22 protein-coding genes are annotated in these 24322 nt (G+C 67.7%); 9 read left to right on the forward strand and 13 right to left on the reverse strand.

Going from position 1 to position 24322, the window contains the following annotated elements:
- Positions 1-9: 9 nt before the first annotated feature.
- The 3 genes from CDO46_RS12645 to CDO46_RS12655 are packed head-to-tail and all read right to left on the reverse strand — an operon-like array spanning position 10 to position 4204.
- Positions 10-876 carry a xanthine dehydrogenase family protein subunit M gene (locus tag CDO46_RS12645; RefSeq protein ID WP_087838827.1) on the reverse strand — a complete coding sequence of 289 codons (867 nt, stop codon included), beginning with the start codon at positions 874-876 and terminating at the stop codon, positions 10-12.
- Positions 869-3181: a xanthine dehydrogenase family protein molybdopterin-binding subunit gene (locus CDO46_RS12650; RefSeq protein WP_087838828.1), complete on the reverse strand. Its 2313-nt coding sequence runs from the start codon at positions 3179-3181 to the stop codon at positions 869-871. The genes CDO46_RS12645 and CDO46_RS12650 overlap by 8 nt, the downstream gene beginning before the upstream one ends.
- Before the next feature lie 36 nt (positions 3182-3217).
- On the reverse strand, positions 3218-4204 hold the full coding sequence (locus tag CDO46_RS12655; RefSeq protein WP_087838829.1) for a tripartite tricarboxylate transporter substrate binding protein: 987 nt from the start codon (positions 4202-4204) through the stop codon (positions 3218-3220).
- A 250-nt stretch (positions 4205-4454) separates the two neighbouring features.
- Here CDO46_RS12655 and CDO46_RS12660 point away from each other — a divergent pair, with 250 nt between their 5' ends.
- Both CDO46_RS12660 and CDO46_RS12665 read left to right on the forward strand, forming a co-directional pair.
- Positions 4455-4991, forward strand: coding sequence for a MarR family winged helix-turn-helix transcriptional regulator (locus CDO46_RS12660; RefSeq protein WP_087838830.1), 537 nt, complete (start codon positions 4455-4457; stop codon positions 4989-4991).
- Positions 4992-5057: 66 nt separating this feature from the next.
- Positions 5058-5855, forward strand: a complete 798-nt coding sequence (locus CDO46_RS12665) for an exodeoxyribonuclease III (RefSeq protein ID WP_087838831.1) — start codon at positions 5058-5060, stop codon at positions 5853-5855.
- Positions 5856-5858: 3 nt separating this feature from the next.
- Here the strand turns inward: CDO46_RS12665 and CDO46_RS12670 are convergent, their stop codons facing one another.
- Together CDO46_RS12670 and CDO46_RS12675 are read right to left on the reverse strand one after the other, a co-directional pair.
- A complete protein-coding gene (locus CDO46_RS12670) occupies positions 5859-6827 on the reverse strand; it encodes a tripartite tricarboxylate transporter substrate binding protein (RefSeq protein ID WP_165963141.1) in 969 nt (322 codons plus the stop codon).
- 44 nt (positions 6828-6871) lie between these two features.
- Positions 6872-8893, reverse strand: a complete 2022-nt coding sequence (locus CDO46_RS12675) for a metallophosphoesterase (protein ID WP_176400731.1) — start codon at positions 8891-8893, stop codon at positions 6872-6874.
- 93 nt (positions 8894-8986) lie between these two features.
- Here CDO46_RS12675 and CDO46_RS12680 point away from each other — a divergent pair, with 93 nt between their 5' ends.
- On the forward strand, positions 8987-9892 hold the full coding sequence (locus CDO46_RS12680; protein WP_087838834.1) for a LysR family transcriptional regulator: 906 nt from the start codon (positions 8987-8989) through the stop codon (positions 9890-9892).
- Between the two features lie 5 nt (positions 9893-9897).
- On the opposite strand, the gene CDO46_RS12685 is transcribed toward CDO46_RS12680, so the two are convergent.
- The 4 genes from CDO46_RS12685 to CDO46_RS12700 form a co-directional block, all read right to left on the reverse strand.
- Positions 9898-11160, reverse strand: coding sequence for a hydantoinase/carbamoylase family amidase (locus tag CDO46_RS12685; RefSeq protein WP_087838835.1), 1263 nt, complete (start codon positions 11158-11160; stop codon positions 9898-9900).
- Between the two features lie 25 nt (positions 11161-11185).
- Positions 11186-12121 carry a dihydroorotate dehydrogenase gene (locus tag CDO46_RS12690; protein WP_087838836.1) on the reverse strand — a complete coding sequence of 312 codons (936 nt, stop codon included), beginning with the start codon at positions 12119-12121 and terminating at the stop codon, positions 11186-11188.
- Positions 12121-12888, reverse strand: a complete 768-nt coding sequence (locus CDO46_RS12695) for a dihydroorotate dehydrogenase electron transfer subunit (RefSeq protein ID WP_207958626.1) — start codon at positions 12886-12888, stop codon at positions 12121-12123. Before CDO46_RS12695 ends, CDO46_RS12690 begins: the two co-directional genes overlap by 1 nt.
- Before the next feature lie 197 nt (positions 12889-13085).
- A complete protein-coding gene (locus tag CDO46_RS12700; RefSeq protein WP_087838838.1) occupies positions 13086-14336 on the reverse strand; it encodes an MFS transporter in 1251 nt (416 codons plus the stop codon).
- Between the two features lie 357 nt (positions 14337-14693).
- On the opposite strand from CDO46_RS12700, the gene CDO46_RS12705 reads away from it, so the two are divergent.
- The 4 genes from CDO46_RS12705 to CDO46_RS12720 are packed head-to-tail and all read left to right on the forward strand — an operon-like array spanning position 14694 to position 17896.
- Positions 14694-15575, forward strand: a complete 882-nt coding sequence (locus CDO46_RS12705; RefSeq protein ID WP_087838839.1) for a helix-turn-helix domain-containing protein — start codon at positions 14694-14696, stop codon at positions 15573-15575.
- A gap of 38 nt (positions 15576-15613) precedes the next feature.
- Positions 15614-16288, forward strand: a complete 675-nt coding sequence (locus CDO46_RS12710) for an orotate phosphoribosyltransferase (RefSeq protein WP_087838840.1) — start codon at positions 15614-15616, stop codon at positions 16286-16288.
- A 22-nt stretch (positions 16289-16310) separates the two neighbouring features.
- Positions 16311-16640, forward strand: a complete 330-nt coding sequence (locus tag CDO46_RS12715; protein ID WP_087838841.1) for a hypothetical protein — start codon at positions 16311-16313, stop codon at positions 16638-16640.
- Positions 16637-17896 (forward strand): muropeptide transporter, encoded by a 1260-nt coding sequence (locus CDO46_RS12720; protein WP_243724507.1) that lies wholly within the window; start codon positions 16637-16639, stop codon positions 17894-17896. The genes CDO46_RS12715 and CDO46_RS12720 overlap by 4 nt, the downstream gene beginning before the upstream one ends.
- Positions 17897-17915: 19 nt before the next feature.
- On the opposite strand, the gene CDO46_RS12725 is transcribed toward CDO46_RS12720, so the two are convergent.
- Together CDO46_RS12725 and CDO46_RS12730 are read right to left on the reverse strand one after the other, a co-directional pair.
- Positions 17916-18659, reverse strand: a complete 744-nt coding sequence (locus CDO46_RS12725; protein ID WP_087839097.1) for a DUF2076 domain-containing protein — start codon at positions 18657-18659, stop codon at positions 17916-17918.
- A 75-nt stretch (positions 18660-18734) separates the two neighbouring features.
- Positions 18735-19175: a multidrug/biocide efflux PACE transporter gene (locus CDO46_RS12730; RefSeq protein ID WP_087838842.1), complete on the reverse strand. Its 441-nt coding sequence runs from the start codon at positions 19173-19175 to the stop codon at positions 18735-18737.
- Between the two features lie 99 nt (positions 19176-19274).
- On the opposite strand from CDO46_RS12730, the gene CDO46_RS12735 reads away from it, so the two are divergent.
- On the forward strand, positions 19275-20135 hold the full coding sequence (locus CDO46_RS12735; RefSeq protein WP_087838843.1) for a LysR family transcriptional regulator: 861 nt from the start codon (positions 19275-19277) through the stop codon (positions 20133-20135).
- Here the strand turns inward: CDO46_RS12735 and CDO46_RS12740 are convergent.
- Both CDO46_RS12740 and CDO46_RS12745 read right to left on the reverse strand, forming a co-directional pair.
- Complete coding sequence (locus tag CDO46_RS12740; RefSeq protein ID WP_087838844.1) at positions 20125-21813, reverse strand: SulP family inorganic anion transporter; 1689 nt, start codon at positions 21811-21813, stop codon at positions 20125-20127. The two genes, CDO46_RS12735 and CDO46_RS12740, sit on opposite strands and share 11 nt — an antisense overlap.
- Before the next feature lie 28 nt (positions 21814-21841).
- Positions 21842-22594 carry an SDR family oxidoreductase gene (locus CDO46_RS12745; RefSeq protein ID WP_087838845.1) on the reverse strand — a complete coding sequence of 251 codons (753 nt, stop codon included), beginning with the start codon at positions 22592-22594 and terminating at the stop codon, positions 21842-21844.
- 172 nt (positions 22595-22766) lie between these two features.
- Between CDO46_RS12745 and CDO46_RS12750 the strand changes: the two genes are divergently transcribed.
- Positions 22767-24206 carry an FAD-binding oxidoreductase gene (locus tag CDO46_RS12750; RefSeq protein WP_087838846.1) on the forward strand — a complete coding sequence of 480 codons (1440 nt, stop codon included), beginning with the start codon at positions 22767-22769 and terminating at the stop codon, positions 24204-24206.
- Positions 24207-24322 lie beyond the last annotated feature (116 nt).

A 24322-nucleotide genomic window follows, 5' to 3' on the forward strand; every position in this document is an offset into this window, starting at 1 on the left:
GATTCTTCCTCAGTCCGTGGCCAGCCCATACAGCGCGGCGATGGTGCGCCTGGCGACCACCCGCACCATGTCGCGGCGGAATTCGTCCGAACCCCGCGCGTCGGAAACGGGCTGGATGTCGGCCGCGACGATGTCCGCGGCTTCGGCGGCCACTTCGGGCGTGATGGTCTTGCCGGCCAGGAAATGCTCGGCGCGCGGCACGCGGCAGGGGATGGGCGTGGACGCGCCCACCGTCAGGACGGCCTCGCGGCAGGTGCCGCCGCTGCGGCGCGTGGCCAGCGACAGGCCGATCAGCGGCCGGTGCTCGGCGGCGGTGCGCAGGAAGCGGGTGTACCGGCCGGAGAAGTCGGCCGGCGGCGCCGGCACGCGGATCTCGACCACGATCTCGTCGGGTTCGATGGCGGTCACGTAGTAGTCCACCAGGAATTCCTCGATGGACAGCTCCCGCTGGCCGCGCGCGCTGCCCAGGACAACGCGCGCACCCAGCGACATCAGGCAGGTGGGCGGATCGGTGGACGGATCGGCATAGCAGAGGTTGCCGCCCAGCGTGCCCTGGTTGCGCACCTGGGGATTGGCGACCTGGGCCGCCATGGCCGCCAGCATGGGATAGTGCTGCTTCACGACGGCCGAATCGGCCACGTCCGTGTGGCGCACCAGCGCGCCTATGCGCAGGCCATCCACGGGATCGAAGCGGATCCCGCGCAAGGCCTCGATGCGCGCGACCGAGACGATGTGCGAGGGCACCAGCATGCGCTGGCGCATGGCCAGCATCAGCGCCGTGCCCCCGGCCATGACCCGGCAGTCCTCGCCCAGGTCCGCCAGCATGCGGCTGGCCTCGGCCACCGATGCCGGCTCGAGGAAATCGAAATCACGCATGGCGGGAGCCTCCTTGTTCCTGTTCGCGCGCCTGGCGCAGGGCGCGCAGGCCCGCCAGCACCTTCTCGGGCGTGATCGGCAGGTCCGTGATGCGCACGCCGATGGCGTCGTAGACCGCGTTGGCGATGGCCGGCGCGCCCGGCAGGATGGCCGTCTCGCTCGCGCCCTTGGCCCCGTAGGGTCCGTTGGGATCGTTGGACTCCACGATGCCCGAGCGCAGCAGCGGGATGGAATCGGCGGTGGGCATGTTGTAGTCGGCGAAATTGCCGTTGGCCAGCCGGCCGTTCTCCAGCTGCAATTGCTCGTACAGCGCCCAGCCCATGGCCTGCGCCGCCGCGCCGTTGCTCTGGCCGTGGACGGCCAGCGGGTTGAAGGCCTTGCCGCAGTCGTCCGACACATAGGAATCCAGCACCGTGACCCGGCCGGTCTCGGTGTCGACCTCAACCTCGACGGCCTGCGCCGCGTACGAATGCGCCGGCGCGATGTTGCCGTGGACGTCGCCGTGCATGACGGTCTTGGCATCCCAGGTGGCGCTGACCTGCAGGCCTTCGCCGTCGTGGCGCCAGATGTGCAGCCTGGCGATTTCGGCGATGGAGGCGCGCTTGCCGGGCGCGTTCCGGGAAAGGATGAAGCCGTCCGCGATCTCCAGGTCGTCGGCCGGGACCTCCAGCTTCGTGGCGGCAAGCCCGATCAGCGCCTCGCGTGCCTTGCGTGCGGCCAGAATGGCCGCATTGCCCGCCGCGATCGTCACGCGCGAGGCCAGCGAGCCGATGGCGTACGGCGAAATGTCGGTATCCGGCGCGACCACGTGCACGTGGTCCAGGGGGATGTTCAACTCATGGGCGACGACCTGGCTCAGCATGGTCATGGCGCCCTGCCCCATGTCGCATTCGCCGCTGTGGATCACCGCGCGGCCGTCCTCGTTGATCTTGACGATCACCGTCGAGCCGTCCCAGTTGCCGATGGTGCGGTTTCCGCTGACGTGCATCGCGGCGGCCATGCCGACGCCGCGAGGCCTGGAGCCCCTGGCCTGATTACCCTTGCCGGCGCGCTTGGCCTTCCACTGGATGGCGTCGATGCACTGGTCTATGCATTCTCGCAAACCAGTGCTGCCTATCTTCCAGCCATGTATCGAGGTGTCCCCCGCCTCGTGCGCGTTGAGCTTGTGGATCTCCACCGGATCCAGTCCCAGTTGCTCAGCCATCATATGGATGTGGCTGTTGAGCGCGAACTGCATCTGCGCGCCGCCGAAGCCTCGGAACGCGCCATGCGGCGGGTTGTTGGTATAGACCAGCGTCGCATGCGATCGCACGTTCTCCAGGCGATGCATATTGTCGCTTCGCATGGCCGTCACGTGCATCACCTCGGCCGACAGGCCGCTGTATGCGCCGCATTCGGCAACGATGCGCACGTCCTTGGCGACGATGCGGCCGTCCCTGGCCATGCCCAGCTTCAACGTGATGCGCTCGGGCACGCTGGAACAGCAGGCCAGGAAGTCCTCCAGGCGGTTATTCACCACCCGCACGGGCCGGCCGGTCTTGACCGCCAGCAGGCCGGCGATCAGATTGTTGGCATCCTCAACCATCTTCCCGCCGAAGCCGCCCCCGGTCGTGGCCTGCATGACACGGATGTCCGAGACGGGCATCTCGAGCGCCGCCGCCAGGCGCATCCGCGCCTGGAATATGGATTGCGTGGAGGTCCATACCTGGAGGCGTCCATCCGGATCGATGGTCGCCACCGTCGCCATGGGTTCGAGATACCCGGGGTACTGGGCATGGCAGTCGTATGTCGCCTCGTAGACGAGATCCGCCTTGGCGAACCCCGCATCCACGTCGCCAAGATGAAACTTGATCTCGTGCGAAACATTGTTGCGGCCGGGATGCACGCCGGGCGCTTCTTCATCCAACGCCTCCTCGGGCGTCAGGATGGCCGGCAGTTCCTCGTACTCGACCAAGATCAGGTCAAGGGCATCGCGCGCGATCTCCTCGGTCGTGGCCGCGACCGCGGCCACTTCTTCCCCGGCGAAGCGCACGACGCCCTCGGCCAGGATGCGCCGCTCCTTGTGATGCACCCCCCACATGGCGCGCGGCGCATCCGCGCCCGTCAGCACCGCCTTGACGCCCGGCAGCGCAAGCGCCGCCGAAGTGTCGATGCGAACGATGCGCGCATGCGGATAGGGACTGCGCAGCACCTTGCCATGCAGCATCCCGGCGACCTTCACATCGCCGGCATATTGCGCGCGCCCCAACACCTTGGAACGCGCATTGACCTGGGGAATGGCCTTGCCCAGCGTGGATGCGTTCATCCTGAACTCCTGTTGCTCGGTCCCTGCATGGCGGGCTTACTGCGCCTTGATGCCCAGGGACTTGATGATGCCGCCCACCACTTCATACTCGCGTGCATTGGTGCGGCCGAGTTCGGCGGGTTCGCCGCCGTGCGGAAATGCGCCGTAGGTGGCCAGCTTCTGGATCACGTCCTGCTGCTTCAGGATCTCGTTCAGGTGGCCGTTCAGCAGCTTGACGGCATCGGCGGGCGTGCCCTTGGGCGCGAAGAAACCGTTCCACGATCCCACCACGATGTCCTTGTAGCCGGACTCGACCAGGGTCGGGATATTGGGCGCGAGCGGCGACCGCTTGGCATCGCCGATGGCCAGCGGCACCAGGCGGCCGGTGGCGAAGTACTGCGAGACCGGGCCCAGCGTGACCCAGGCGGTATCGACATGGCCGGCGACGACGTCGGTCACCGACGGTCCCACGCCGCGGTACGGCACGTGCTGGATGGATACCTTGGCCTCGCGGTTGAGCCATTCGGCGATCACGTGCATGGGCGAGCCCGCGCCCGGGGTGGCGTAGGACACCGTCTTGCCGGATTTCGCGGCATCGATCATGTCCTTCACCGTCTTGAAGCCGGTCTTGGGATTGGCCACCAGCACCAGCGGCTGCACGGCGGTCTGGTTGATGGGCTCGAAGCCGTTCAGCACGTCGTAGCTCTGGGCGGGCGACAGGCCCAGCACCATGGGCGCGGTGGTGAACGGATTGGGCGTGAACAGCAGCGTGTAGCCGTCGGGCGCGGCACGTCCGACATAGCCGTTGCCCACCGTGCCGCCGGCGCCGCCCTTGTTCTCGACGATGACCGACTGCTTCAGGCGCTCGCCCAGCTTTTCGGCGAACAGGCGCGCGATGGCGTCGGTGTCGCCGCCCGGCGGATACGACACGATGACGGTGATCGGCTTGGCGGGATAGCCGGCCGCCTGGGCGACGCCCAGGCCGGCACAGCAGGTGGTGATCGCCATGGCGGCGGCAAGCATCTGGCGGCGATAGAGATTCATCACTGGCTCCGAAAGGGACGATCGGGTACGGATAGATACAAACACCGATTCACTAGTGAAACATCTGTTCACCCAGGAAACGCGATCATCCACTTTTCTTGTTGATGCATCAACACTAAGATTGTACCGATTGACAAGCCGGAACAAAATTCCCTTGGATTTCGAAATATTCATTCAGACATAACGTCCAGGGCACTATGAAATAATCCTCCGTCCCACGCCGGCCCCCCTCTCGCCAACCAGCTCATCCATGCCCCCGAAAAAAAAGTCCCCCCCGCGTACCCCGTCCACCGGCGGCGACCCCTGGACGGACATCGACGAACAGGGCACCGGCCTGTCCGTGGACGACTTCATCACCACGCTGGTGGTCCGCACCGGCAACTCGCTGCGCCGGGTCGTGACCCTGCCCTATTCCGACCAGTTCGGATTGACCATGGCCGAATGGCGCATGCTGTCGGTGGTGGCCGAGGCGCAATGCCTGCCCTTCTCGGAACTGGTCACACGGTCGGAAACCGACAAATCGCTGGTCAGCCGCGCCATGCGCCTGCTGGAGACGCGCGGCCTCGTCATCCTCGAACCGGTGGCCGGCTCGCCGCGCCGGGGGCTGACCTGCCGGCTTTCGGCCGATGGCCAGGCGCTGTACAACCGCGCCATGCCGGTCGCCCAGCGCGCCCAGGCCGCCATGATCCGCGTGCTCGACAACGAAGAACGGCAGGTGCTGTACCGGACGCTGCACAAGCTGCGGCGCGCCTGCCATGACGAGGAAGGCCCGCCCGACCAGGACTGACCCCGGCGGCGCCCGGACACACCGCGTAGAATTCGGCCGGTCATCCGTTTTTTCCAGGAGCCGGTCTTGCTGCGCATCGTTTCCATCAACCTCAACGGTATCCGTTCGGCTTCCCGCAAGGGCTTCTTCCCCTGGCTCGGCGCAACCGGCGCCGACGTCGTCTGCCTGCAGGAACTGAAGGCCCAGGACGCCGACCTGACCGACGACATGCGCCACCCGCCGGGCTACGAAGGGCATTTCTTCCCGGCCCAGAAAAAGGGCTACAGCGGCGTGGGCGCCTACGTGAAACGCGCCTGCGAATCGGTCATCAGCGGCTTCGACAAGGAAGAATTCGACGCCGAAGGCCGCATCCTGCGCATCGACTGGCCCGGCCTGTCCGTGGTCAGCGCCTACCTGCCCTCGGGCAGCAGCGGCGACGAGCGCCAGCAGGCCAAATACCGCTTCCTGGACCGCTTCGCGCCCTGGCTCTCGGGCCTGATGGCCGAACACCGCGACACCGGCCGCGAGTTCGTCATCTGCGGCGACTGGAACATCGCGCACCAGGAAATCGACCTGAAGAACTGGAAAAGCAACCAGAAGAACAGCGGTTTCCTGCCCGAGGAACGCGCCTGGCTGACCAAGGTGTTCGACGAGATCGGCTGGGTGGACGTGTACCGCCGGCTGCATCCGGAGACCACCGGCGAGGCCTATACCTGGTGGAGCAACCGGGGCCAGGCCTGGGCCAAGAACGTGGGGTGGCGCATCGACTACCAGATCGCCACGCCGGGCATCGCCGGCACGGCGAAGGCGGCGGCCATCTACAAGGAAGAGCGGTTCTCCGACCACGCGCCGCTGACGGTCGACTACGACTGGAAGCTGGCCTGAGCCTCAGTCTATGGTCGCCCCGGACAACTTGACCGCCTCGGCCCACATCGCCCGCTCCTGCTTGACCTTGGCGGCGAAGGCCTGGGGGCCCAGGAACTCGGGCTCGACGCCCAGTTGCCGCAGCTTGCCGGCAACCTCGGGCCGCGCCAGGGCCTTCTCGGCCTCCGCCGCCAGGCGCTCGGCGATGCCCGCGGGTACGCCGGCGGGCAGGTAGAAGCCCAGGTAGGACGACGGCAGGGCGACGTTCACGCCGGCTTCCGCGAAGGTAGGTACATCGGGCAGGGCCGCCAGCCGTTTCGAGGCCGTCACCGCCACGGGGACGACGCGCTCGCCCTGTACGAAAGGCAGCGTGGGGCCCGCGGCGTCTATGCCCAGTTTCAGCTGGTCGCCCGCGACCGCGGATATCGCCGCCGGGCTGCCCTTGAACGGCACGTGCTGCACGGCCAGGTTCTGGCGCGCCCTGAGCAGCTCCATCGTGAGGTGGACGGTCGTGCCGCTGCCGGGCGATGCGTAGGCGTACTTGCCGGGATGGCGCTTGAGTTCTTCCAGCACGCCGGGCAGCGTCCTGGCCGGGAAGGAAGGGTGGACATAGATCAGGTTGGCGGCGTTGCCGAACTGGGCCAGCGGCGCCAGGTCCTTGTCCACGCTGTAGTCGAGCTTCGTATACATGACGGGGCTGACGGCGGTGTTCACCGCCGCGCCCAGCAGCAGGGTGTAGCCGTCGGCCGGCGCGCGGGCGACCTGCTGCGTGCCGATGTTGCCCGAGGCGCCGGGCTTGTTCTCGACCACGACGGGCTGGCCCAGCGAGGCAGCCATGCCTTCCAGCACCAGCCGCGCGGCCACGTCGATGGCACCGCCCGCGGGAAAGGGGACCACGGCCTTCAGGGGCCGCGCGGGATAGGACTGGGCCGCCGCCGGCTGAAGGGCAGACAGCAGGGCGATGGCGGTCAGACAGGACAATCGGAACATCATGGCATTCTCCCTCGTGAATCGAGACATTCTGGGTGGCGATGCGTTCAGGGCGCCGGGTGCAGGACCCACAAGGCCGGCTCGCCGGCCTCGCAACGGATGGGACGGCCGGTGTCCCCTTCCACCGCGGTCTGAGCGCCGGTGCCAAGGTCCACGCGATAGCCCCGGTAGTGGTCCGGCAGGCTCGGCATCGGTCCCTGCCAGGCCCGGTCGGACGTTTCCGGCAGGGGCAGCAGCAATACCGCGTCGCCCGCGCGGGCCTCGCCCAGCAGGCCATCGGCGGTCTCGTGCCAGTCCAGCACCCGCAGCGGCGGCAGCTCCGACAAGGCGCCGTTCAGGTTGCGCAGCGTCCGGCCGGGCAGGCGCGGATTGCCCCGGCGGTCGATCAGTCCGGCCCTTGGAAAGTAGCCGCGGTCCACGTCACCCAGGGTGTCCAGAAAAACGCGATGGTCGCGGTGGAAGTGGCTGCATAGCGCCGTCTCCAGCACGCGGCAGGTATTGCGCCATTCGTCGTACTGCGCTTGCGCGGGGCTGTCGTCGGCCAGCCGCACGTGCACCTGGGCGCGCAGGCCCCTGCCCTCGGCCGCGGCGGCCGCGCGCGCGATGCCCTCGCGCGCGCAGGTATCGCGGGCGATGCGAAAGACCAGGCCGTCCACCTGCGCGGTGGCGGGCAGGTCGTCGTCGACCGTGAAGCCATGGTCCACCAGCAGCTTGATCTGCTTGCCGTCGCGCGACTCGCCCGAAGCGTTCCAGAAGCGCGACAGGACGAGCGGCACGCCCGCGCGCTCCCGTGCCGCCGCAAGCCGCGCCTCCAGGTCGGGCGCGGGCGGCCATCTCAGGACCAGCTCCAGCCCGTCCAACAGGTGGCGATGCCGGCTCACGACGTCCAGCGCGGCCTCGTCCGGCCAGCCGAAATGGAACACCGCGAAGCGGCAGCCCTGCTCGGCCACCGCTTCCACGCGTGCGCGCGAGCCCGCGTCGAGCAAATCGTCCAGCGGCACGCGCAGCCGGCGCACGCCCATCTCCCACAGCGCCAGGATGGGGTAGTCGTTGCGCGCCCGCTTGCGCCGGAACTCGTCCAGCATGCTGCTGTACGGAATGTCGTACAGCACGGTCCAGCCATGGCGCAGTTCCACGCCCGGCGCGGGCAGTTCGCCGGCCGAGGGAGGCAGGCGCGGCCAGTCGCGCTGCGCGGCCGACCGATCCGATCCGCCGCCGAAGCTGCGGAGAAACTGCGTCACGATCCGCTCTTCATGGACGTCGACCACCATGACCCCCAGCTTGGCGACGTCGTTACGGCCGTTCTCGTTCTCGGGCGGCTGGCCCACGTGCAGCGTTTCCGAATAATCGGCGCGCACGAAGGCGGTGGACGGCATCAGGTAGAAATTCGTGTCCGCGTGGCGGTTCAGGAAGAAGTTGTGGACGTGGCCCGTGAACGCCGCCGCCACCTTGTGGCGCTCGACGACGTCCAGCAGCCAGCTTCGTCCCGGTTCGTCGATGTTGTCGTAATGCCCATGCTCGTCGCGGGTGGCGACGAAGGGCGGATAGTGCATGAACAGAAAGATGCGCTGCCCCGCGTGCGCCGCCAGGTCTGCCTCCAGCCACGCCGCCTGCTCGCGCTCCTGCGGCAGCCCCGAGTTGATGAGCGAGGTGTTGATGACGGCGAAGTGGCAGCCCTGCCGGTCGAAGCCGTAGAAATGTTCCCCGAAATGCCGGCTGTACAGCTCCACGTACTCGGGACGGATGGCGCCCGCCGGCACGTAGTCGGCCTGCTTGTCGCCCACGTCGTGGTTGCCGGGCACCAGATGGACCGGACAGGCCAGCGCCGCCATGGTGGCGCGGAACTGCCGCACGGCCTGCGGATAGGAGACGGCCTCGGGCACCGGATGGATCATGTCCCCCACGTGCACGACGAAGGCCGGCGCCAGCGCGTTGAGCATGGCCACGGTATGCCGCAGCCGCTCATTGGTCAGCCGATGCGACTCGAACGGCGAGATGTTGTCCTGCTCCGAAGGATTGACGTGGCTGTCGGCGATGACGGCGAAGCGGAAGAGAAGGGAAGAAGCCATGTTGCGGGTCGGCCATGAAAGCGAAGGGCCAGTATCCAGCAAGCCCATGAATTAATAAAATTCATTTTTCTAATCCATGGATTCATAAAAATCATGGTCACACTCCGTCAGCTCCATGCGCTCGCGACCCTGGCCAACACCGGCAGCTTCACCGCGACGGCCGATGCGCTGGCGCTGACCCAGTCCGCCGTCAGCGTGATGATCAAGGAACTCGAACAGCAGGTGGGCGTGATGCTGGTGGAGCGGGGGCGGACGGTGCGCCTGACGGCCGCGGGCAAGACCCTGTGTGAAACCGCCAACCGCGTGCTGGCCGACATCCATCGCACGGTGGCCGGACTGCGCAGCGTCGGCGAACTTCAGGGCGGCCGCATCCGCGTGGCCGTGGGGCCGTTGACCGCGGCCACCTTCTTCCCGCGCGCGCTCGCCCTGTTCCGCGCGCGGCATCCCCTGGTGGCGGTCGAGGTGCTGGACGTGCCGGTGGAACAGGCTTCGCAGCGGCTGGCGGCGGACGAAGTGGACGTCGCCATCGGCTCCCCCGGCACCAGCCCCGCCCTGGCCACCATGCTGCGCACCGAACCGCTGGTGCGCGACCGCATGCACGCGGTGTACGCGCGCGGCAAGGCCCCCCCGGCCCCGGCGGGCGGGCGCAGGATGAAATGGCGGGCCTTGCAGCACGCCGAGGTGATCCTGACGGACCGGGTCAGCGGCCAATGGCGCGAGGTGTTTCTACAGCTGTCGCGCGCGGGCGTGGCGCTGAACGCGGTGCAGGAGGTCAGGCTCTATTCGACGGCGCTGGAAATGGTCCGGTGCGGCCTGGGCATGACGCTGCTGCCCGCGTTCGCCGCCCGCCATCTGGATGCGGCGCATTACGACGTGCGCGCCATCGAACACGGCGACACGCGCTGGGAGGTGCATTGGATGATGCGCGCCGCGGCGGCGCCCACGGCGGCCTCGGAGGCCCTGCGGGAGGCCGTCATCGAAGCCCTGGGTTCGCGCTAGGGGACTCAGGTCACTTTGGGCAGCGACCGGTACAGCACGTCCACGCCCGCCATGAAGTCGTCGATCTCCATGGCCTCGGCCGGATTGTGCGAGCCGTTCTCGTTGCGGATGAAGATCATGCCCGAGGGGATGCCGGCGTTGGCGAACAGGGCGGCGTCGTGCCCCGCGCCGCTGGGAATCTTCTCGGCCGGCAAGCCCAGGTCCGCCGAGGTATCCAGCAGCAGTTGCACCAGTTGCGCATCCATGGTGGCCGGGGCCGATTCGATGCGCCGGTCGAACTCGAAGCGCACGCCGCGCTGGCGCGCCACCTCGTCGCATTCGCCCCGCATCACGCGGTAGAACTCCTCCAGCGTCTCGGTGCTTTCGCTGCGCACCTCGAAACTGAAATCGACGCGGCCGGGAATGCGCGAGACGGCATGCTCGGCCGGGTCGGTGCCCATCACGCCCGAGGTCACGACCAGGTCATTGCCCCGTTCCAGCAGCACGCGCCAGTGCTCGTCCAGCCGCATCAGCAGGTCGGACACCGCGAACACCGCGTCGTTGCGCAGCCAGCGCGGCACGGCGCCGGAATGGCCGGGCTCGCCTATGCACCGCACCAGGTTGTGGCGGATGTTGCCGCGTATGCCCGAGACGATGGCCGTGGGCCATTTGCGGGCCACCATCAGCGGCCCCTGCTCGATGTGCAGTTCCAGATAGGCGCGCACGCCCGACACCCAGGGCACCGGCTTGCCGGCGGCGATGCTGTCCACGTCGGCGCCCACGCCGGCCATGGCCTCGGCCAGCGTGCGGCCGCTGCGCTTGTTGCGCAGCGCCAGGTCGTCCGCCTTGAGCTTGCCCAGGATGGCGCTGGACCCCATGTAGGCCTTGCCGAACCACGCGCTTTCCTCGCCCCGCATGCCGGCGACCCACAAGGGATGCGCGAGCCGCACGCCCTCGTCCTTGAGCCGCTTCAGGCACAGCAGGCCGGCGATGACGCCGGCCAGGCCGTCATAGTTGCCGCCCTGGGGCACCGAATCCACGTGCGACCCGCACACGATGGGCGCCTGGTCGCCCGCCTGCGCCAGCGAGAACACCACGTTGGCGGCGGGATCGGTCCGCGCGGCGATGCCATGCCTGCCCGCCCACTCGACCAGCGCGTCCAGCGCGGCCGTCTCGGTGGGGCCGTAGCTCTCGCGCGAGACGCCGACGCCATCGAAGCTGAGCAGGCGGATCCGCTCGAACAGATCGATCGCGTCCTGCCGCCCGGGAACGGCCTTGGCACCGGCCATCGTGGTTGCTGCTGTCATGTCGCCCTCAAGCCATCGCCTCGAAAGGCACGAAGCCGGTGTCCTCCACCGCCCCCACCAGTCCTTGCAGGCTGGGCAGGCCATTGCGCCGGCAGTACTGCACCAGGCCGTCGATCACGTCGATCATGGCCGTGGGATGGATGAAGGTGGCGGTTCCCACCTGCACGGCCTTCGCGCCGGCCAGCATGTATTCGATCGCGTCCTCGGCCGTGGAGATGCCGCCGCAGCCGATGATGGGAATCGAGACCGCGCGGTGGCACTGGTACACCATGCGGACGACGATGGGCTTGATCGCCGGACCCGACATGCCGCCCATGACGTTGCCCAGCTTGGGCCGGCGCGTGTCGATGTCGATCGCCATGCCCAGGATGGTGTTGGCGGCCACGATGGCGTCGGCGCCCTCTTCCTGCGCCGCGCGCGCCACGTTGGCGATCTCGCCGGTATTGGGCGTGAGCTTGACCCACAGCGGCAGCGAGGTCGAGGCGCGCAGGGCCTTCACCACCGCTGCGGTGGAGCGGGCATGCATCGCGAAAGCCTTGCCGTCCTCTTCGATGTTGGGACACGAGATGTTGGCCTCGATGGCGGCCACGCCCTCGACTTGCGACAGTTCGGCCGCCAGCCGCGCGAAGCCGTCGTTCGACGGCGCCGAGATGCTGACCACCAGCGGCGGCGAGAACTTCCGGTAGAACGGGATGCTTTCGCGGATGAAATAGTCGGAACCCTTGCTGGGGATGCCGATGGCATTGAGCATGCCGCTGTGCACCTCCGCCACGCGCGGGACCGGATTGCCGGTACGCTTCTCGTGCGTGATGGTCTTGGTGACGAACGCGCCCAGGCGGTTGAAATCGATGGTGTTGGCCAGGCCATCGGCGAACGTGCCCGAGGCCGGCATCACGGGATTGGAGAGGCGCAGTCCGCCTACATCCACGGACAGGTCTATCATCACGCCACCTCCGCCAGGGGAAACACGGGACCGTCCCAGCAGACGCGCTTGCTGACCAGCTTGTCGCCTTCGCGGAAGGCGCGCACGCAGCAATAGCACATGCCGATGCCGCAGGCCATCTGCTGCTCCATCGCCACTTCGCCCGGCACGGACAACTCGGCGCCCAGGCGCTGCATCAGCAGGGTCAGGCGCGACGAACCACAGGTATAGAACGCATCGGCGCGGCCGGCGGCATGCAGCTCGCGCAGCAGGCGCTCGACGTTCTCGACCGAGCTGGTGCCGGCTTCGTCGGTGACTTCGACGATGGTCGCCCCGATGGCCGCGAAGCGGTCCTGCGACATCAGGCTGGCCGCATCGCGCGCACTGAGGATGGCCGTCACGCCCACGCCCGCGACAGCCGCCAGCTCGGCCAGGGGCGCCAGTGTCGCGAGCCCGACGCCGCGGCCCAGCACGACGATGCTGCGGGCGCCCTCGGGCAGCGTGAACCCCACGCCCAGCGGCCCCAGCATCGGCAGCTTGTCGCCCGCCTCGAGCGTGGCCAGCCCGCGCGTGCCCGCGCCGGTGACCTTGTACAGGAACTCCACCCGCCCCGTGGCCGGATCGGCCCGGTAGGTGCTCATGGGCCGGCGAAAGAACGGCGAATCCTGCTCGGTGGAAGGACACAGCAGATGAAAGAACTGCCCCGCCTTCGCCCCGGCCGCCGGCAACCCGGCATCCAGCACCAGGTGTTTGTAGTCCCGGTTGATCCATGCATTGCTGATCACCACGCCCTGCGTATCCGGCGCGGCAGGTCCGGCGCAACACCCGACATGCGATTCGGACGACAAAACTTCCATTCTGATTCCTCTGCGCTGCAAACTCCCCAGCGCTCGATAACTACCAACCTTGGGCACCGCGGATCCGGCTCCGCCGGTCCGCTGGTGCCGCCCCCTGGGGGGCGCGCGTCAGCGCGTAGGGGGGGGCTTTACTCCAGTGCAGCGCCCTTGCGTTCCGGGATCAGGAACAGCGTGGCGATGATGTCCAGCACATAGATCGACGCCAACAGCGCGATCGCATGGCTGAACGAGTACTTCGCGGCCACCGCGCCCACGGCCAGCGGCCCGAAGCCGCCCACCGCACGGCCGATGTTGAACAGCACGTTCTGTGCCGTCGCCCGCGCCTGCGTCGGATACAGCTCCGAGATCAGGGCGCCGTAGCCACCTAGCATGCCATTGACGAACATGCCCATGATGGCGCCGCCGATCAGCAGGGCATACTGCGACTCGAGCTGCGAATAGGCCAGTACCGACAAGACCGCGCCCACCTGGTAGAGCAGGAAGATGGGGCGGCGGCCGATGCGGTCGGCAAGCTGGCCGAACAGCCAGATGCCGAAGGCCATGCCGATGATGGTGATGGCCGTCCAGCCCGCCGACTTGGTCAGCGAGTAGCCGAACTGCTTGCTGAGGTACGACGGCATCCAGATCATCACGCCGTAGTACCCGAAGTTCTGCACCGAGGTCAGGATGACCACGCCCAGGCTGGCCCGCGTGGTCTTGGCATCCGCCACGAGCAGCTTGAACGAGTTCTCCTTCGGCGCCGTGGATTTCTGGCTCTCGATGAAGATCTTCGGTTCGCCGATGAAGTGGCGGATGACGAAGGCCACGACCGCCGGCAGCACGCCGATGGCGAACATGCCGCGCCAGCCGACGAGGGGCAGCAGGATGGGCGTGACCAGCGCCGCGGCCAGCACGCCCGCCTGCCAGCCCAGGCCGACGTAGGAGCTCATGCGGGCGCGCTGCTCGGGACGGCAGGCCTCGGCGGCCAGCGCCATGCCGATGCCGAATTCACCGCCCAGGCCCAGGCCGGCGATGGTGCGGTACGCCAGCAGGTCCCAGTAGCCCTGGGCCAGCGCGCACAGGCCGGTGAAGACCGCGAACAGCAGGATGGTCCAGTTCAGCACGCGCACGCGGCCGTACTTGTCGCTGAGCCAGCCGAACACGATGCCGCCGACCACGGCACCCACCAGCGTCCAGGTCACCAGGGACCCCGCCTGGGTGCTGGTCAGCCCCAGGTCGGACGAGATCGCCGCCAGGATGAAGCCCAGGATGAGAAGGTCGAATCCGTCGAGGGCATAGCCCACCGTCGACGCGATGACGGCCTTGCGGGCGTAGTCTTCGCCCTCGTTCGCCTTGCCTGCGGGGATATCCCCGGGGCTCGCGGCGTATTTGTCTGCCATTTCCTATCTCCGAAAGGAAGAGGTATCAATCGATCAAAAAGTGCTGCCAGGCGGCGACGCTGCCTCCCGCCGACGCCGCCCCCTGGAGGAGACGGCCCGTGTCGGACATGCTTGTGGCATGGAGCAGGCAAAAACCATTTACGCCGAAAGTCTTTTTTTTTAGACTAAGACACTTTTTCTTACCTTTCAAGCGAAATTTCACTAAGCTGATAAGGTAAATCCCGATGTTGCCCGGCGCGCACGATATTAGTGCAAACCCGCACTGATACTGGGCATCGGAGGGTGTACCGCTCGATTTCGGGGCGGAGCTCAAGCGTGGTTCGACATTCAGGATTCTCATTTTTTAGACTTGCTTCGATGAACACTACTTCCAGAACGCGCGCCGTCGATTTCCACGCCATCGGGGAAAGGCTGCGCGCCTACCGGATAGGCGCCTCCCTGCGGGCCGAGGACATCGCGGCCCAGCTGGGGGTGTCGCGGGCGGCGGTGTACCGCATGGAGAAGGGCGAGATCGTCAAGATCGAGACGCTGGAGCGGCTGGCCCACATCCTGGACACGTCGCTGGCGTCGCTGCTGGGCGTGGGGGCGGAGTACTACACCTCCCCGGTGGCGTACATCGAACGCATGCGCCAGCTCGAGACCGACGCCACGCGCATCATGGCCCATTTCGAGCCCATCTCCTTCCTGCTGACCTCCGACGAATACGGCGGCTACCTGGAACAGATGCTGCACGAGGCCCATCCCGGCATCGAATCCGAGCGCATGCAGGCCCTGATGAAGATCCTGGGCGAGCGCAAACGGGCCTACGCCCGGCGCCGCCCCCCCATCATCAGCCTGATCGGGCTGCGCGAGATCGAACGCTTCGTCCACTTCGGGCTGGTGGGGCGCATCGACCTTCCGCCCTCGGTGCGCATGGAGCGCTCGCTGGCGGCGCGGCGCGAGGTCGAGCGGATCATCGGCCTCCTGCGCGCGCATCCCATGGACATGCAGATCGGCATCGTCGACGACAGCATGCCCAACGCCACCTTCCAGGTGTTCGAGAGGCCCAGCGCCTCGTTCGTGGCGGTCAGCCCGTTCCGCTTCGGCGAACTGCCCAACGTCGCGACCGGCATCGCGCAGGTCACCTCCGCGCCCGAGGCCGTCGAGCTTTATACGAAAATGGTGGAAAACCTCTGGGAGAGGGCCTACAAAGGGCAACAGGCGGCGGAACTTCTCAGTAGCATGTTGAAGGTGGTCTGACCCCGGGTCGTTTGCTCCCCCCTAAATGGAACAGTGAAATGGAAGAAACCTCTATCGGCTCGACGGTGGCGCAGTTGCTGCTGGAATCGGGGGCGGTGCACGTCAGCTCGGGCAAGCCGTTCATCCTGCGCTCGGGCTGGGCCAGTCCGGTGTACGTGGACGTGCGGCGGCTGATCTCCTCGGTGGCCGGGCGCAAGGTGCTGGTGGACGCGGCGCAGGCGGTGGTACGGCACCGCATTGGCGTGCAGGACATCGATGCCATCGCCGGCGCCGAAACGGCCGGCGTGCCGTATGCCGCATGGCTGGCCGACCGGCTGTCGCTGCCGCTGCTGATCGTGCGCAAGAAGCCGCTGGGCTTCGGCCGCAACGCGCAGATCGAGGGCATGGCGCAAGCCGGCGCGCGGGTACTGCTGGTGGATGACCTGACCACCGACGGCCAGAGCAAGCGCAACTTCTGCAAGGCGGTGCGCGATTCGGGCCTGGAGCTGGCCCACGTCCTGAGCATCTTCTATTACGATACGTTTGTCGAAAGCCGGCGTACCATGGAAGAAATCGGTGTCACGATGCATGCGCTGGCCACCTGGCAGGACATCATCGCGCAGGCCAGGACGGGCACGGTCCTGACCGCCGCCGACATCGAAAAAGTAGAAGGATTCCTGCTCCATACTTCCGAATGGTCCAAGGCCCACGGCGGCATCTCCCGCCTTCCGTGACTTTTATCGCTAACCTCGTGTTATGAACTTCACCGATCTGATCCAACGTTTCGCCGCCCAGGCCCCCGGTACCGACAGTTTCCTCAAGGTCAAGGAAGGTTCGCTGGCGCTGGTCTCCAGCGATTCCGAACACGCCGCCGCCTACTTCCTGATCTACGGTTTCGCCCGCTCCTACGTGCTGCTGTATGAAGACCAGGGCATCGCGCCCGCCTTCGCCGAAACCGCGAAGACCCAGCTCCTTTCCTACATGAACCGGCTCGACGAAGCGTTCAGGTCCGGCACGGCGCAGGATCTCGTCGCCGCCCTGAACTGGATCGTTCTGGACTACGGCCGCAGCGGAAAGATATTTTGAGCGCCCGCCCGGAGGCGCCCGCGGCCGCCTCGTCGCTGTACACGAACCGGCGCGTCGCGCCGCTGCTGGCCCTGGGGTTCGCCAGCGGCCTGCCCCTGGCCCTGACCAGCGGCACGCTACAAGCCTGGGCCACCGTGGATGGCGTGTCGCTGCAGGCCATCGGCTTCCTGACCCTGGTCGGCTCGGCCTACACGCTGAAGTTCCTGTGGGCGCCGCTGATGGACCGCTATACGCCGCCGCTGCTGGGCCGCCGGCGCGGCTGGATGGTGGTCACGCAATTGCTGCTGGCGCTCGCCATCATGGCCATGGGCCTGCTCTCGCCCAGCGAAGCCCTGCTGCCGCTGGCGCTGATCGCCGTGTTCGTCGCCTTCTGCTCGTCCTCGCAGGACATCGCCTTCGACGCCTACCGGACCGACGTGCTGCGCAAGGAAGAACGCGGCGCCGGCGCCGCGGTGTCGGTGCTGGGCTACCGGCTGGCCATGCTGGTGTCGGGCGGCCTCGCCCTCGTCATCGCCGACAGCTGGCTGGGCTGGGGCAACATGTACGTGCTGATGGGCGGCTTGATGGGGCTGGCCGTCCTGGCCACGCTGTGGGCACCCGAACCCGAAACGCCCGCGGCCGCGCCCCGCACGCTGGCCGAGGCCGTGACCGGGCCGCTGGTCGAATTCTTCCGCCGCCCCGGCGCCATCGTGCTGCTGGTGCTGATCGTGCTCTACAAGCTGGGCGATGCCTTCGCCGGCAGCCTGTCCACCGCCTTCCTGATCCGCGGCGCGGGCTTCTCCGCCACCGAGGTCGGCACCATCAACAAGGTGCTCGGCCTGGGCGCCACCATCATCGGCGCGCTGGCGGGCGGTTCGCTGCTGGCGAAGCTGGGATTGTTCCGGTCGCTGATGCTGTTTGGCCTGCTGCAGGCCGTCTCCAACCTGGGATTCTGGCTGCTCGCCGTCAGCCCCAAGAGCATCCTGCTGATGGCCGCCGCCGTCGGCATCGAAAACCTGTGCGGCGGCATGGGCACGGCGGCCTTCGTGGCCCTGCTCATGGGCCTGTGCGACCACCGCTTCTCGGCCACCCAGTTCGCGCTGCTGTCCGCCCTGTCGGCCGTGGGGCGCACCTACCTGGCCGGGCCGCTGGCCCCGCCCATGGTGGAAAACTACGGCTGGGCCACCTTCTTCCTGGTCACCGTGGCCATCGCCCTGCCCGGCATGGCCCTGCTGTGGTGGCGGCGGGCCGACGTGCGCGCGCTGGACCAGGCCTGAGGCGCCCTGGCGGGCGGCGTCAGACGAAGTCGTCGTCCGAGAACGTATCGTCCGAGAACGTATCGTCCGAGAACGTATCGTCGGTGAAGGAATCGTCGGCCGACGTGTCATAGGCCTGCGCGCCGCCGTCCGTATCCGGGCGGTCGTCGTTCCCGCTGCCGTAGTAGTTGTTGGTGACGTTCTGCGTGATCGTCTCCGAAGCCGGGGCGTTGCCGGCCAGATGCGCCGCCTGGCCCGCGCCGCCGCCCAACAAGTGCTCGATGCCATTGAACAGGAACATCCCGCCCGCCACGCCGGCCGCCGTGGCCGCGGCATTGCCCAGGAAGCTGCCCATGGCACCGCCAGCGGCCGGTGCGCCGGCATAGGGAGCCGCGGGCGCCGCGGGCCGGTATTCGGGGCGCTGGCCGATATCGCTGCCGATCATGGAACCGCCGGCGGGTGCCGGGCGCGCCGGCGCCTTGCCCCATCCATCGCCGCCCAGCAGCCCGCCCAGAAAACTGCGCGCGGGCCGGGCTTCCTGCTGCTGCCGCGAGGCGGCCTGGAGTTCACCCACCTGCTGCTCCAGGGCGGCGATGCGCGCCTGCGCGCCCTCCAGCGCATGTTCCAGCAACAGCGCGCGCTGGATGCTCAGGTAGAGCGCATCCGGCTGGCCGGCGGCGCGTTGCCGGATCAAGGCATCGGCCTCGGGGTCCTTGTCCATGCCCCGGACGCCAGCCAGGCGGTCCAGGAAATTGTCGAGCAGGGCGCGTTCTTGCGGAGTCATGAGCGGTTCTCCCGGTATGCCGGCCGAAGGCCGGCGCATTGCTGCGGAGGATGACAGCCGGGGCTTAATCCTGGCTTAAGCGCCGGGACACGTTTCCCCTGCCCAATACACACGCAGCCGGTCATACGCCAGGTTATACACGTAGGTATACGGCAGGAAGAACAGCAGCAACCCGATATCCAGCACCAGCGCTTCCCACAGCGAGATGCTCAGCCACCACGCCGCCAGCGGGACCACGATCAGGATCAGGCCGGACTCGAACCCCACCGCGTGGACCATCCGCACCCGGGTGTCGCGTACCCAGCCCAGGCGGCGCTCCACGCGCTCGAACCCGGCGTTGTAGACCATGTTCCACAGCATGGCGATGAGCGAGATCACCGCCGTCAGCGCGCCCATGTGCAGCAGCGGCTTGCCCATGATCCAGGCCAGCGCGGGCGCGCACAGCGCCACCGCGATGATCTCGAAGCACAGGGCGTGCGCCAGGCGTTCACGCAGCGATTTCTTGTTCTGCAACACGTTTCAACCTCGTTCCGTTGATGTCGTATCGGCATTTTCTGCCATACTTCCGTTAAATAAAACGTAATTACCATCGGTTTTTCCGATAGGAAGCCAGCCATGGCCTATTCCCTGGAAGCGCTGGCGGCCTTCACCCAGGCAGCCGCGCTGGGTTCGTTCTCGGCCGCCGCGCGCAAGCTGGGCAAGCGGCAATCGAGCATCAGCGAAAGCATCGCCAACCTGGAAATCGACCTGGGCGTGCAGTTGTTCGACCGCTCCACCCGCCAGCCCACGCTGACACCGGCGGGCCGGGCGCTGCTGGTGGAGGCGGCCCAGGTCCTGGCCAGCGCCGAGCAACTGGGCCGCGCCGCCGGCCGTTATGCCCAGGGGCACGAGTCGCGGCTGACCCTGGCGCTGTCCGATACCTACCAGTCCGAGCGCTTCGAAGCCATCCTGGCCGCGCTCGATCGCACGTATCCCGACATCGAGTTCGAATGCATGATGTCCGAGGACTGGGACACGGTGGCCACCGTGCAGCGCGGCCGCGCCAACCTGGGGCTGGTGCGCGCGCAGGAGCAATATCCGCCCGACGTGGAGCACCGCACGCTACCCGACTTGTCGGAGATGGTGGTGGTCACCGGCAAGGACCATCCGCTGGCCAGGCTGGGCGCGGTCACCGAGGCCGACCTGCGCGCGGCTCGGGAGCTGCGCATCGCGCCCTACGAGGACGACGGCCGCCGCATCGCGCGAGGCCGCACCTGGTCGGCCCCCTATTACCTGATGCTGCTGGAGATGGCGGTGATGAACTTCGGCTGGGCCAGGATGCCGCGCTGGCTGGTGACCCATTTCGCCGCCGGCAGGCTGGTGGAATTGCAGGTGCCCGGCCAGGAACGCCTGCTGCCCGTGGACGTGGTCTGGTCCAACCAGCGGCCGCTGGGCCCCGTCGGTGCCTGGATGCTGGAGGAACTGCTCAAGGCCTGACCGGATGCGCGGTCAATTCGGCGATGGCCTCGCGCTCGGTGCGGAACACGTGATGGGGCGGCAGCATGGCCGTGACGCCGGAGGTGTCGAACACGTCTTCCACCTGCTTCTTCACGCCCGCCAGGTACAGGTCCACGCCCTGGTCGCGCAGCGTACCGATCAGGTAGATGAGCGTGTCGACCCCGGTCACGTCGATGCTGTTGATCGGCCCCGCGTAGATCAGCACCCGTTTGATGCCGGGATCGGCCCGGCAGCGCTCGATCACGAAATGCTCCAGCGGGTTGGCCGTGACGAAGCTCAGCCCCGCGTCCATGCGCACCGCCAGCAGGTCCGGCGCCAGCGGCGGCAGGCCGAAGCGCTGGCGGTCCCGCAGGGTACCGTCGGCATGGACCGCGACCTCGACGATGCGGGGGTGCGAACGCTGGTACAGGAAATAGCCCAGGGACAGGATGAAGCCCGCCAGGATGCCCCATTGCAACTGCGGCGCGGCGATCAGGGTGGCCACGGCCGTGGACGCGGCGATGACGGCCTCGGCGCGCGACGTGGCCCATAGCCGGACAAAGAAGCGCGGGGTGATCAGGTTGGAGACCGGCACGATGATGACGGCCGCCAGGAAGGCCCGCGGCAGGTGGGCGATGGCCGGGGTCAGGAACAGCAGGCTCGCCAGCACGCAGACGAAGGCGAACAGCGCGGACCAGCCCGAACGCGCACCCACGAACAGGTTCAGCGCCGAGCGCGAGAACGAGGCGCTGACCGGAAAGGCGCCGCTCAGGCCGCTGGCGATCTTGGCCAGCCCCTGGCCGATGAACTCCTGGTCCTCGTCCCAGCGCCGGCGCGTGCTGCGCGAGATGGTCTTGGCACTGGAGAGCGCTTCGACGAAGCTGACCAGCGCGATCACCGCCGCCGCAGGCAGCAGGCTGCGGTAGTCCTCCCAGTCCAGCAGCTTGGGCACGGTGAACTGCGGCAGGCCCGCCGGCAGCGTCCCGACCACGGCGCCGCCCCGCGCGCCGTAGCCGATGGCCCAACTGGCCAGGCCCGTCACCAGCGCGGCAGCCAGCACGATGGGCAGGCGCTTGCTGTGCTTCTTCAGCGCGGACAGGAAGACCAGCGTACCCACGCCAAAGGCGAACGCGGTCCAGTCCATGCTGCCCAGCAGGCCGCGCGGATCGGCCGCGGCCAGCGCGCCCCGCGCCTGGCTCCAGTCCAGCCCCAGCATGGCGGGCAGTTGCGACAGCATGATCAGCAGCGCGGCGGCCTGGGTGAACGCGCCCACGACGGACCCCGGCAGGAAATTCACCACCATGCCCAGCCGGGTCGCGCCGATCAGCATCTGTATCGCGCCGGCCATCAGCGCCAGCCAGATGGCCAGTTCGACCCAGCGCGCCGACTCGGCCGCGGCCATGCCCGACAGCGATCCCGCCACCAGCATGCTGGTCAGCGCGACGGGTCCCGCGCCCAGCAATTGGCACGATCCCCACAGTACGCTGATCACCGGCGGGATCAGCGCCGCGTACAGGCCGGTGATGGGCGGCATGCCGGCCAGCATGGCGTAGGCCACGGCCTGCGGCACCAGGATCAGGCCGAGCGTGAAACCGGCCCGAGCATCGGCGGCCAGGTCGGCGGCGTTGGGCCGAGGCCAGTTCAGGAAGGGAAGATAGCGGGCGAGCAGAGCGGACATGGAAATGCGCCGGATCGGGATCGGCGGGTCAGAGGTGGCGCGGCTTGCGCGGCGCGCGCACGGCGAAATGGTCGTAGACGGCATCGGGCAGGAGGCGCATCAGCTTGGCGACGATGCCCATCTGCCAGGGAATGACGGTGTAGCGGACGCCGCGGTCCAGGGCACGGGAGGCTTTCGCGGCGAACACGTCGGCATCCATCAGGAACGGCATCGAATAGGGGTTGCGCGCGGTCATGGGCGTGCGGATGTAGCCCGGCGCGATGGTCGTGACCCGTATGCCCTGCGGCGACAATTCGTTGCGCAGGCTTTCGCAGTAGGCGATGACCGCCGCCTTGGAAGCGCTGTACGCTCCCGCGCCGGGCAGCCCGCGTATGCCGGCCACGCTGGCGATGCCCGCCAGGTGGCCCCGGCCGGCCTGCTTCATGGCGGGAATGAAGGGCTCGAACGTCGCCACCATGGCGATCAGGTTGGTGTCGATCACGGCGCGGAAAGCGTCGAAATCCCCCATTTCCTCGGTCAACGTGCCGGTGCTGATACCGGCATTGGCGATCACCAGGCCGGTATCGCCCAAGGCCTGGAAATCCCGGGCCGCCGCATGCAGGGCATCGCGGTCACGCACGTCCAGCGCATAGCAGCGGTGCTTGCCCGGCAGCGACGCGGCCAGCGCCTGCAAGGCCTCCTGCCGCCGGCCCACCAGGCCCAGCGTGGCGCCCAGGGCCGCATAGCGGCGTGCCAGCGCCTGCCCGATGCCGCTGCTCGCGCCGGTGATGAAGACGTTCATGCTCCCCTCTCGTAACGTCATCATTATCTCCTTTAATCATGTAGTTCTTACCAAAAATCATTAAGAAACCGTCATCGCGCCGCTCCATTGTCGCGGCGGGACAGCTCCGGCCAGCCGTGGACGAATCTGCGATACTGCGAAAAGAACCGCGTCCGCGGCAACAGAGAGCAAGATGACGTCACTTCCCGTTTCCGATGTGCAAGCCGCGCTGGCCGGACTGGTCGGCCAGGCGAATGTCTATGCCGACCCCGCGGACAAGGCCCGCTACGAAACCGGCGCCCGCTACGGCGACGGCAAGGCCGCCCTGGTGGTGCGGCCGGGTTCGGCCACCGAGGTGGCGGCGGTGGTGCGCTACTGCGTGGACACCGGCACGCCGCTGATCGCGCAGGGCGCCAACACCGGCCTGGTGGCCGCCAGCACGCCTGACGCCAGCGGCACCCAGGTCGTGCTGAGCCTGGAGCGGCTGCGCGGCGAGATCGTGATCGACCGCGCCAACCGCACCGCCACCGTGGGCGCCGGCGTCACGCTGCAGGAACTGAACGACAAGCTGGCCGAACATGGCCTGTGCTTTCCCATCGACCTGGGCGCCAACCCCTCGCTGGGCGGCATGATCGCCACCAACACCGGCGGCTCGCGGCTGATCCGCTACGGCGACGTGCGCCACAACCTGCTGGGCATCGAAGTGGTGCTGGCCGATCCGCCCGGGCAGGTGCTCGACCTGATGAGCGGACTGCGCAAGAACAATACCGGCTACGACCTCAAGCAGTTCTTCGTCGGCGTGAGCGGCGCGGGCGGCATCATCACCCGCGCCGTCGTGCAGGTCCATCCCCTGCCGCGCCAGACCGCCACCGCGCTGATCGTGCCCACCAGCCAGGAAGCCGTGCTGGAACTGCTGATCGCGCTGGAAAGCGAGTTCGGCGATTTCCTGACCGCCTACGAAGGCATGTCCAGCTCCACCGTGCAGTCGGTCATCGACCACGTGCCCGGCGTCGCCAACCCCTTCGCGCCCGAACCCATCCCGGACTACTGCCTGCTGGTGGAACTGGCCGCCACCTCGTCGCGCGAAGTGCTGGGCGTGGACCTGCAATCGGCGCTGAACGACTTCCTGGAACGGCAATTCGACGTACTCGTGGCCAACGCCGTGCTGGATGGCGGCCCCGACCTCTGGAAGATCCGCCACTCCATCAGCGAATCCATCCGTCACCAGGGCAAGCTGATCGCCTTCGACATCGCCGTGCCGCGTTCCTCCATGGTCGACTTCCAGACCACCGCGCGGCGGATGCTGGAAGCCGACTTCCCCTGGCTGCGCCTGTTCGACTTCGGCCACTGGGCCGACGGCGGCACCCACTTCAACATCGTCTGGCCCCATGACGCCACGCCCGCCTACGACACGGACACCGTCGAAAAACTCCGGCTGGCGATCTACGACCTGGTCGTCCGCCAGTTCGGCGGCAGCTTCAGCGCCGAACACGGCGTCGGCCCCTACAACGAACGCTTCTACCACCGCTATGCCTCGCCCGAGGCGCAGGCGCTGTCCGGCAAGATCCAGCATGCGATCGACCCGAGTCACGCCCTAGGCCAAGTTCACTTCGGCCCCTCTCCCCAATCCTGACTTTCTCCAGAAAACCAAAAACGGCCTTGCACGGTTAAATGCAAGGCCGTTCTCGTATCCACGATCCAGACCCAGGGCACAGCGGATCCGGCTCCGCCGGTCCGCCAGTGCCGCCC

Origin of the sequence: Pigmentiphaga sp. NML030171 (genome assembly GCF_002188635.1) — a bacterium.
Lineage (GTDB): Bacteria > Pseudomonadota > Gammaproteobacteria > Burkholderiales > Burkholderiaceae_B > Pigmentiphaga > Pigmentiphaga daeguensis.

Bases quoted from the DNA above. Each gene is read 5' to 3' on its own strand.
- CDO46_RS12740 (WP_087838844.1), bottom strand. From the start codon at position 21,813: ATGTCCGCTCTGCTCGCCCGCTATCTTCCCTTCCTGAACTGGCCTCGG.
- CDO46_RS12735 (WP_087838843.1), top strand. From the start codon at position 19,275: ATGGCCTATTCCCTGGAAGCGCTGGCGGCCTTCACCCAGGCAGCCGCG.
- CDO46_RS12715 (WP_087838841.1), top strand. From the start codon at position 16,311: ATGAACTTCACCGATCTGATCCAACGTTTCGCCGCCCAGGCCCCCGGT.
- CDO46_RS12680 (WP_087838834.1), top strand. From the start codon at position 8,987: ATGGTCACACTCCGTCAGCTCCATGCGCTCGCGACCCTGGCCAACACC.
- CDO46_RS12670 (WP_165963141.1), bottom strand. From the start codon at position 6,827: ATGATGTTCCGATTGTCCTGTCTGACCGCCATCGCCCTGCTGTCTGCC.
- CDO46_RS12745 (WP_087838845.1), bottom strand. From the start codon at position 22,594: ATGAACGTCTTCATCACCGGCGCGAGCAGCGGCATCGGGCAGGCGCTG.
- CDO46_RS12660 (WP_087838830.1), top strand. From the start codon at position 4,455: ATGCCCCCGAAAAAAAAGTCCCCCCCGCGTACCCCGTCCACCGGCGGC.
- CDO46_RS12750 (WP_087838846.1), top strand. From the start codon at position 22,767: ATGACGTCACTTCCCGTTTCCGATGTGCAAGCCGCGCTGGCCGGACTG.
- CDO46_RS12705 (WP_087838839.1), top strand. From the start codon at position 14,694: ATGAACACTACTTCCAGAACGCGCGCCGTCGATTTCCACGCCATCGGG.
- CDO46_RS12690 (WP_087838836.1), bottom strand. From the start codon at position 12,121: ATGATAGACCTGTCCGTGGATGTAGGCGGACTGCGCCTCTCCAATCCC.
- CDO46_RS12685 (WP_087838835.1), bottom strand. From the start codon at position 11,160: ATGGCCGGTGCCAAGGCCGTTCCCGGGCGGCAGGACGCGATCGATCTG.
- CDO46_RS12710 (WP_087838840.1), top strand. From the start codon at position 15,614: ATGGAAGAAACCTCTATCGGCTCGACGGTGGCGCAGTTGCTGCTGGAA.
- CDO46_RS12675 (WP_176400731.1), bottom strand. From the start codon at position 8,893: ATGGCTTCTTCCCTTCTCTTCCGCTTCGCCGTCATCGCCGACAGCCAC.
- CDO46_RS12645 (WP_087838827.1), bottom strand. From the start codon at position 876: ATGCGTGATTTCGATTTCCTCGAGCCGGCATCGGTGGCCGAGGCCAGC.
- CDO46_RS12650 (WP_087838828.1), bottom strand. From the start codon at position 3,181: ATGAACGCATCCACGCTGGGCAAGGCCATTCCCCAGGTCAATGCGCGT.
- CDO46_RS12655 (WP_087838829.1), bottom strand. From the start codon at position 4,204: ATGAATCTCTATCGCCGCCAGATGCTTGCCGCCGCCATGGCGATCACC.
- CDO46_RS12725 (WP_087839097.1), bottom strand. From the start codon at position 18,659: ATGACTCCGCAAGAACGCGCCCTGCTCGACAATTTCCTGGACCGCCTG.
- CDO46_RS12700 (WP_087838838.1), bottom strand. From the start codon at position 14,336: ATGGCAGACAAATACGCCGCGAGCCCCGGGGATATCCCCGCAGGCAAG.